Annotated in this window: 8 protein-coding genes; 6 read left to right on the forward strand and 2 right to left on the reverse strand. The window is 71.2% G+C overall.

From position 1 onward, the window contains the following. The first annotated feature begins 178 nt into the window (after positions 1–178). Both IE312_RS14185 and IE312_RS14190 read left to right on the forward strand, forming a co-directional pair. The gene (locus tag IE312_RS14185; RefSeq protein WP_189981688.1) at positions 179–664 is read left to right on the forward strand and encodes a nitroreductase family deazaflavin-dependent oxidoreductase; all 486 of its coding nucleotides are present in this window, start codon (positions 179–181) and stop codon (positions 662–664) included. Between the two features lie 162 nt (positions 665–826). Next, on the forward strand, positions 827–2,455 hold the full coding sequence (locus IE312_RS14190) for an FAD-binding oxidoreductase (protein WP_189981690.1): 1,629 nt from the start codon (positions 827–829) through the stop codon (positions 2,453–2,455). A gap of 25 nt (positions 2,456–2,480) precedes the next feature. Here IE312_RS14190 and IE312_RS14195 read toward each other — a convergent pair whose 3' ends face one another. Continuing rightward, positions 2,481–3,209, reverse strand: coding sequence for a class I SAM-dependent DNA methyltransferase (locus IE312_RS14195; RefSeq protein WP_189981692.1), 729 nt, complete (start codon positions 3,207–3,209; stop codon positions 2,481–2,483). Between the two features lie 16 nt (positions 3,210–3,225). Then, positions 3,226–4,068: an NAD(P)H-binding protein gene (locus tag IE312_RS14200; protein ID WP_189981694.1), complete on the reverse strand. Its 843-nt coding sequence runs from the start codon at positions 4,066–4,068 to the stop codon at positions 3,226–3,228. A 223-nt stretch (positions 4,069–4,291) separates the two neighbouring features. On the opposite strand from IE312_RS14200, the gene IE312_RS14205 reads away from it, so the two are divergent. The 4 genes from IE312_RS14205 to IE312_RS39960 form a co-directional block, all read left to right on the forward strand. Continuing rightward, positions 4,292–4,729 carry an ester cyclase gene (locus IE312_RS14205; RefSeq protein ID WP_229899712.1) on the forward strand — a complete coding sequence of 146 codons (438 nt, stop codon included), beginning with the start codon at positions 4,292–4,294 and terminating at the stop codon, positions 4,727–4,729. A 1,693-nt stretch (positions 4,730–6,422) separates the two neighbouring features. Then, on the forward strand, positions 6,423–7,049 hold the full coding sequence (locus IE312_RS14210; protein WP_189981696.1) for a PadR family transcriptional regulator: 627 nt from the start codon (positions 6,423–6,425) through the stop codon (positions 7,047–7,049). A gap of 190 nt (positions 7,050–7,239) precedes the next feature. Continuing rightward, the gene (locus IE312_RS14215) at positions 7,240–8,220 is read left to right on the forward strand and encodes an ATP-binding cassette domain-containing protein (RefSeq protein ID WP_189981698.1); all 981 of its coding nucleotides are present in this window, start codon (positions 7,240–7,242) and stop codon (positions 8,218–8,220) included. After that, the coding region (locus tag IE312_RS39960) for an ABC transporter permease (RefSeq protein ID WP_229899713.1) at positions 8,217–8,629 on the forward strand (413 nt) is incomplete at its 3' end. The genes IE312_RS14215 and IE312_RS39960, both read left to right, overlap by 4 nt.

The raw sequence follows: 8,629 nt of genomic DNA on the forward strand, positions 1-8,629 counted from the left end.
ACACCGACTTCGAGCCCCGCTTCGCCGTGGGCCGCACCCCGGTCGCCGTGCCGGCCACCGCCCTGAGCGGCGGCCGTCCGTACTGAGACCGCCGTCCCGCTATTCAAGTTTGATTGCGTCACCCGGTCCGGCGTGGCTAGGGTGACGGCTAGACAAATTTGATTACTCGGGAGGGGTCATGCCGGAGGAGCAACTGCCGGAGGAGCAACTGCCGGAGCGGGCGGAACGGCAGGACGAGACGCCCATCGACAACCCGACGGGCTGGGTCGCGGCACACATACGCCGCTACCACCGCAGCGGCGGAAAGGAGGGGCAGAAGTGGTACGGGCTCGACACCCTGCTCCTCACCACCCGCGGCCGGAAGTCGGGACTGCTGCGGCGCACCGCGGTGATCTACGGCCGCCACGGCGAGAACATCATCGTGGTCGGTTCGAACGGCGGAAAGCCCGAGCATCCGCTCTGGTATCTCAATCTGGTCGCCACGCCCGAGGCGCACGTCCAGATCGGTGAGGAGCATTTCGACGTGCGCGCCCGCACGGCGAACGCCGAGGAGAAGCCGGAACTCTGGAAGCTCATGACGGGGATTTTCCCGCAGTACAAGAGTTACCAGAAGAAGACCACCCGGGAGATCCCGGTGGTGATCCTGGAACCCGTGAAGCAGTAGTCGCCGGCGGCCCGCGGCGTCCGGCTCGGGCCGGTTCGGAGAATCCACGGCGGAAACGACACGAACCGCAGTCACGCCGTCACGGCCGTCACGGCTGTCACGGCAGGCACACCAGGCACACCAGGCACGTCAGGCACGGCAGAAATAGGGAAGGTGTTTGTGTTGAACGAGTTGACGCGCCGCGGATTCCTCGGCAGTGCGGCAGCGGTCGGCGGGGCCACCGTGGTGACCTCGGCCGTCACGGGTGCCCCGGCCGCCCAGGCGGCCGTCCCGGAGGCGGCGGAAGGCGGCGCGTGCGGCGCCCCGACGGCCCTCGTCCAGGTGGACCGGGCGGACCGGCGCTACCAGGACCTGGTGAGCAGGGGCTTCAACGGACGGTTCCGCGGCAAGCCCGACGTGGTGTACGTCGTGCACACGGCGGACCAGGTCGTCGACGCGGTGAACCGCGCCCTGGAGGCCGGCCGGCGGATCGCCGTGCGCAGCGGGGGTCACTGCTTCGAGGGCTTCGTGGACGACCCGGCCGTCCGGGCCGTCATCGACATGTCCGAGATGAGACAGGTCTCCTTCGACACCGCCCGGCAGGCCTTCGCCGTGGAGCCCGGCGCCACCCTCGGGGAGACGTACCGCAGCCTCTACCTCAACTGGGGCGTGACCATCCCGGCCGGGGTCTGCCCCCAGGTGGGCGTCGGCGGGCACGTTCTCGGCGGCGGCTACGGCCCCCTCTCCCGCCGCGACGGAGTGGTGGCCGACCACCTGTACGCGGTCGAGGTCGTCGTCGTGGACGCCTCCGGCCGGGCCCGCAAGGTGGTGGCCACCAGCGCCGCCAACGACCCCAACCGCGAGCTGTGGTGGGCCCACACGGGGGGAGGCGGGGGCAACTTCGGGATCGTCACCCGGTACTGGTTCCGCACGCCCGGGGCCACCGGCAGCGATCCGTCCGCACTGCTGCCCAAGGCTCCCGAGTCCACCCTGCGCCACATCGTCACCTGGGACTGGTCGGCCCTCACCGAGAAGGCCTTCACCCGGATCATCGACAACCACGGGGCCTGGCACCAGCGCAACAGCGCCGCCGGCACCCCGTACGCCAGTCTGCACAGCGTCTTCTACCTCAACAGCCGGGCGGCCGGGCAGATCGTGCTGGACGTCCAGATCGACGGCGGACTCAACGGCGCGGAGGGCCTGCTGAACGACTTCGTCGCCGCGATCAACGAGGGCACCGGTGTGGAGCCCGCCGTCCAGCGCAGCACGGAGCCGTGGCTGCGTGCCACGCTGGCCAACAAGTTCGACACCGGGGGCTTCGACCGGACCAAGTCCAAGGGCGCGTACCTGCGCAAGCCGTGGACCGCCGACCAGTGCGCCACCCTCTACCGCTATCTGAGCGCCGACTCCCAGGTGTGGGGCGAGGTCTCGCTCTACTCCTACGGCGCGAAGGTCAACTCCGTGCCGGAGACGGCCACCGCCACCGCCCAGCGCGACTCCATCATCAAGGTGTGGATGTCCGCGACCTGGATGGACCCCGCCCAGGACGACGCCAACGTCGCCTGGATCCGGAACATCTACCGTGACGTCTTCGCCGCCACCGGCGGGGTCCCGGTGCCCAACGACCGTACCGAGGGCACCTTCATCAACTACCCCGACATCGACCTGACCGACCCGGAGTGGAACACCTCCGGTGTCCCCTGGTACGTCCTGTACTACAAGGGGAACTACCCGCGCCTGCAGAAGGTCAAGGCGCGCTGGGACCCCAAGAACGTCTTCCGGCACGCGCTCTCCGTACGACTGCCCGACTGACGGCGACGCGCGGGGGCGGGCCGGCTCAGCGCCGCCCGCCCCCGGCCCGGTCCGCGAGGAACAGGCCGCGGCCCGACTGGATCCCCTCGACGTAGGTGACGCGCAGGCCGGCCCGCGTGAAGGCCTCCTCGTACTCGGCCCGCGTGAACAGGGTCAGGACGTGCTCCTCCGCGAAGTGCTGCACGCCGCTGCCCGGATCGGCCACCACGTAGTGCACTTCCATCTTCGAGGTGCGCCCCTCGCGCTCCGTGTACGAGACGCGGGTCAGCGTCCGCTCTCCCACGGTCACCGTGTCCCCGCTCACATGGCGTGCCAGGGACGTCTCCAGGAACCACCAGGGGTCGACCGCCACGACCCCGCCGGGCGTCAGGTGCTCCTCGAACGACCGCAGCGTGGACGCGAGTTCGTCCGTGTCCTGGAGATAGGCGATCGAGCCGAACATGCAGGTGATCGCGTCGTAGGAGCGCCCCAGCGAGAGGGTGCGCATGTCCCCGCCGTGCAGGACGGCGGCGGGCACCGCGGCGCGCGCCATCGTCAGCATGGCCTCCGACAGCTCCAGCCCCTCGACCTTGCCGAACAGTTCGGCGAAGTGACGCAGGTGCGCGCCGGTGCCGCAGGCGACGTCCAGCAGCGAGTCCGCCTCCGGATTGCGGGCCCGGACGAGCCCCGCGACGACGGCAGCCTCCGCCCGGTAGTCCTTGCCGCGCGACTCGTGCAGCAGCTCGTAGATCTCGGCCATCCCGGATCCGTACATGGCGAATACCCCTCCCTCAGCTGGAACTGCTGAAACTGTCGGCGTGCTCCGCGGCCCAGCTCGCGAAGGTGCGTGCCTCCCGGCCCGTGACCTTCCGCACCACGTCGGTCACCGGACCGGGCGTGACGGCGGACGCGGCCAGGTAGTCGAGCAGCATCTCCACGACCGGGGGCGGCATGACCCTGCTCATCGCCTCGCGCCCGGCCTCCCGGCTCAGCTCCTCGAAGCGGATCTCCCGGCCGAGCGCCTCCGACAACGCGCCGACCTGCTCGACCTGCGTCAGTGCCCGGGGCCCCGTCACCACGTACTGCGCGCCCGCGTGACCGTCCTCCAGCAGCGCGGCCGCCACCACCGCCGCGATGTCGGCCTCGTGCACGATCGCGCGGGCTGCCTTGCCGTACGGTGCGCGCACGACGCCCTCCGTACGGATGGACTCCCCCCACTTCCACAGCACGTTGCCGGCGAACTCGTCGGGGCGTACGAAGGTCCAGTCCGCCCCGCTGTCCTCGACGGCCCGCTCGACCGTCCGGTGGTGTTGGTGGCTGGGATTGCTCTCGTCCTCCAGCACCGAGCTGGACGACAGGACGACGATGTGCCGCACCCCGGCCTTCCGGGCCAGCGCGACGACCTCGTGGACGGTCTCGGGCACCGGGAAGAGGTACATCCGGTCGATGCCCTCCAGCGCGGCGGCCACGGTCCCCGGCTGCTCCAGGTCGCCCTGGACGACCTCGACGCCGGCCGGCAGCCCGGCCGTCCCGGGTGTCCGGGTGAGCGCCCGCACATGGTGGCCCCGGGCCACCACGCCCTCCGTGACATGGCGGCCGACCTTGCCCGTGGCACCGGTCAACAGGATGTTCACGTCCCCTCCTCGGCAGACGAAGCGGTGCCCCCCCGGGGGATCCGCCGGAGAGGCGTTTGCAGGACGCCAAGGCTTCCGTGCCGGGCTAGAGGACCCCGTGAGCCGCGATGGATCCGGACCCGCCCGCGCCGCTCCAGGAGGACTGGAGCGATCCTGCAGCCGTTCTCATGCCGGGCGGGGGCAGTCTGGCGGGACATCGTCCGCGAGACTGTGAGGAATCGCCATGTCAATGGCCGAGCGCAAGGCCCTGTGTCTGGAGATGGTCGCCGCCTGGAACCGATGGGACCTGAGCGGCATCATCAAGCACTGGTCGCCGGACATCGTGCACTACTCCGAGGACACCGAGGTGAGTTCCGCCGACATGATCAAGCTCATGGAGGCCGGGCTGAAGGCGTTCCCCGATCTCCAGCTCGACGTGAAGAGCATCATGGCCGAGGAGGACCGGGTCAGCCTGCGCATCACCGTGACCGCCACCCACCAGAACGAGTTCATGGGCGTGAAACCGACCGGACAGCGCGTCAGCTGGCACCTGGTGGAGGAACTGCGCTTCGCCGACGGCAAGGTCGTGGAGCACTGGGACGTCATCAACATGCGCCCGCTCCTCGTCCAGCTGGGCAAGCTGCCGGACGTCCCGAAGGTGGAACTGGAAACCAGCGCCTGACCCACTCGGCCGACCGGCCACGGGCGAACTTTTCCCTGGCTCGGGGTCCGGTTCGGCATCGGCACCGGTTCTGGTCCAGGCGCGGGCTCTGCGTCCGGTTCTGGTCCAGGCGCGGGCTCTGGGGCCGGTTCTGGGTCCGGGCACGGGCTTTGGGGCCGGTTCTGGTCCAGGCGCGGGCTCTGGTTCCGGCACGGGCTCCGGGTCCGGTTCCGGTCCAGGCACCGGCTCTGGTTCCGGCTCCGGGATCGGCACCGGCTCTGGTTCTGGCACCGGGACCGGCACCGGCACCGGCACCGGCTCTGGTTCTCACCGGCTCTGGTTCTGGCACCGGGACCGGCACCGGTTCGGGTGCCGGCTCTGGTTCAGGTTCTGGCTCCGGCACCGGTTCAGGTTCCGGGTCCGGCAGCGGGATCGGCACCGGGGCCGGCAGCGGGACCAGCTCGGCATCGGCACTGGTTCCGGTAGCGGGAGCGGCACCGGTTCAAGTACCGCCTCGGGTTCCGGGATCGGCAGCGGACCAGCCCGGCAACGGCACTGGTTCCGGAAGCGGGATCGGCACCGAATCCGGTTTCGGCTGACGTTCCCGGGGCGGCACCGTGTCCGGTTCGGGTTCCGGGGGCGGCACCGTGTCCGGCTTCGGTTCAGGTTCCGGCTCCGGGAACGGCACCGGTTCAGGTTCCGGCTTCGACAGCGGTACCGGCTCCGGTTCCGGCACCGGGATCGGCCCCGGCACCGGTTCGAGTTCCGGCTGCGGCAGCGGGGTCGGCTCCGGCACCGGTTCAAGTTCCGGCTCCGGGAGTGGGGTCGGCTCCGGTTCCGGCACCGAGATCGGCACCGGCTCCGGGACCAGCCCGGGGGCGCGTCCGAGATCCGCACTCTCGGGTTACGCCCGGGAGTGTGGGGCCTTGGTTCGCTCTGGGTGACTCCGGGGGTGCGGGCCCCTGGGTCGCTCCGGACCACTCCTGGGGGTACGAGCCCGGGAGTCTTCCGGGGTGCGGGCCCGGGGCATCTTCGGGTCGCCCTCAGGCCTCCAGGCTGCTCCGGGTCGCCCCCGGATCGCCGGGCCCCTGGACTCCCGGGCCCTGGGGTCCTGGACCGCTCGGGGTCACCCCCGTTACCCCGGGGCCGCCGGAATCAGTTCGGGTCGCCCAGCCGGCCCCCGGGCCACCCCAAGCCGCCTCCTGGTCGCCCTCGGGCCGCCTCTGTGGCCCCTCCGGGGTCACTCAGGGCCGGTTCCAGGACTCCCCGGGGTCGCTCCTGGGTTGTCGGGACCGGTTCCGGGTCGCTCCAGGGCTGCCCGGGACCGCACCGCTTGCGGGCCATTCCCGGGTCCACCCGGACCGCTCCCGGATCACCCCGATCCGCCCCTCCCCAGCCACACCCCGTGCCCCTCAAGCCGATACTCCCCAGCCACCCCCCCCCGTGCACCCGAGCCACCCCCCTTGCTGCCCCCGAGCCCCGTGCCGCCCCCCGGCCCCGAGCCGCCCCCGGGTCAGGTGCCGGCCCCCGGCCCCGAGCCGCCCCCGGGTCAGGTGCCGGCCCCCGGCGACCCCGTCCGGGCGCCGCCCGCTGCCCGCCAAACAGCTCACTATGCTGAGCCGCGGGCCGGCAGGCGACACGCGGGCGATGGACGGGCGGCAGGCCGGCAGGCGACGGGCGGGTGGATCGCCGCAGCTGAGAGAACGGGATGACGATGACGGCGACGAAGCTGTTGGTCCTCGGAGTGGTACGCGGCTTCGGCCGGGCGCACGGCTACCGGGTCCGGGCCGAGCTGCTGTCCTGGGGGATCGACGACTGGGCCAACGTCAAGCCCGGCTCGATCTACCACGCCCTGCGGCAGCTGGCGAAGGACGGCCTGCTGGAGGCCACCGAGATCGGGGACTGGCCGGGACGGGTGGACTACGGCGTGACCCCCGAGGGGGACGCGGAGTTCTTCCGGCTGCTCGTCGACGCCCTGGAACGCCCGGACCACCGGGACGACATGCTGAGCGCCGGCCTGGCCCTCATGCCCGCGCTCACCCGTGACCGTGCCGTCGCCGCGCTCGCCAAGCGGCTGGCCGCCCTGGAGGAGCAGCGCGAGGGGATGCGCAAGGCGCCGGCGCTGCCGGGGGACGGGGCGGCGGCCGGCGAGGGTCAGCTGCCACCGCACCTGGGCGAGCTGTGGACGATGCGGACGCGGTACGCCGACCTGAGCGTCGAGTGGACCCGTGACCTGCTGGAACGGGTGACGTCGGGGGAGTACGAGATGGCGGGCGAGCACGAGCGCGCCTTCGGCGTACCCGGTTCCTGGCGGCTCCCGGACGAGCCGCAGCGCACCTGACGGGCCTTCGGATGTGTCACTAATCAAACTTGCATAGTTGCCCTCCGTGCCCTAGCTTGAAGCAGTGGTCAAATTTGATTACTGACCCGCAGTGCCGTTCTTTTCCTCCCTCCCGTCTTCGGGGCTTCCCCGGCGCGCCGGCCATGGCGCACCGCCCCCTCGCGGCGCATCAGGAGCAAGGAGTCACAGATTGAGTTCGCAATCCAGTCTTGCCATCGAGACGTCGGGCCTCGTCAAAGTCTTCGGTGAGAAGCGTGCCGTCGACGGTGTCGACCTGGCCATCCCCCAGGGCGTCGTGTACGGCGTGCTGGGCCCCAACGGCGCGGGCAAGACGACCACGATCCGGATGCTGTCCACCCTGCTGACTCCCGACGGCGGCACCGCCCGGGTCCTCGGGCACGACGTGGTCAAGGAGGCCGACGCGGTGCGCCGCCGGGTGAGCCTCACCGGCCAGTTCGCCTCGATCGACGAGGACCTCACCGCCACCGAGAACCTGACCCTGCTCGCCCGGCTGCTGGGCTTCTCCCGCGCGCAGGCGGCGGAGCGCGCCGAGGAGCTGCTCGCGGCCTTCGACCTCACGGACGCCGCCGGACGGCAGTCCAAGACGTACTCCGGGGGCATGCGCCGCCGGCTCGACATCGCCGCCAGCCTCGTCATCACCCCGGACCTGCTCTTCCTGGACGAGCCGACCACCGGACTCGACCCGCGCAGCCGCAACCAGGTGTGGGACAGCGTGCGGGCCATGGTGGCCCTGGGCACCACGATCCTGCTCACCACGCAGTACCTGGACGAGGCCGACCAGCTGGCCGACCGGATCGCCGTCATCGACCACGGCCGTGTCATCGCCGAGGGCACCACGGGCGAGCTGAAGTCGTCGGTCGGCACCGGCGCCCTGCACGTGCGGCTCGTCGACGCGGGGGACCGTCCCGAGGCCTCGCAGGTGCTCACCCGGGCCGTCGCCTCACCGGTCTTCCAGGAGTCCGACCCGTTCTCGCTCTCCGTGCGGACCAACGACAACGAGCGGGTGGCCCGGGCCCTGGCCGAACTCGCCCGCGCGGACATCGCCGTCTCGGACTTCTCCTTCGGCCGGCCCAGCCTCGACGAGGTCTTCCTCGCCCTCACCGGCCGCCCCGCGGAAGACGGCACCACCGACCAGGAGGACGCGGCATGACCCTCACTTCCGAGACGACGGCCACCCCGGGCGTGCCCAACGACGCCCTGCGCAAGGCCCTCACCAGCCAGATCCGCCCCTCCGCCCCGAACCCGCTGACCGCGGTGCGGGTGTCGGCGTGGAGGACGATGCGGAAGATGAAGCACTACGGCGTGGCCGTGCTGTTCGACGTCACGCTGATGCCGATCATCTTCCTGCTGACCTTCACCTACCTCTTCGGCGGCGCCTTCGCCGGCTCGACCAAGGAGTACCTCCAGTACTTCCTGCCGGGCGTCCTGGTGCAGACCGTCGTGATGCCGACGGTCTACACCGGAACCGCGCTCAACATGGACATCACCCGGGGCATCTACGACCGCTTCCGCACCCTGCCGTTCTGGCAGCCGGCCACCATCGTGGGCAGCCTCCTCGG

Origin of the sequence: Streptomyces capoamus (assembly GCF_014654935.1) — a bacterium.
In the GTDB taxonomy this organism is placed as follows: domain Bacteria; phylum Actinomycetota; class Actinomycetes; order Streptomycetales; family Streptomycetaceae; genus Streptomyces; species Streptomyces capoamus.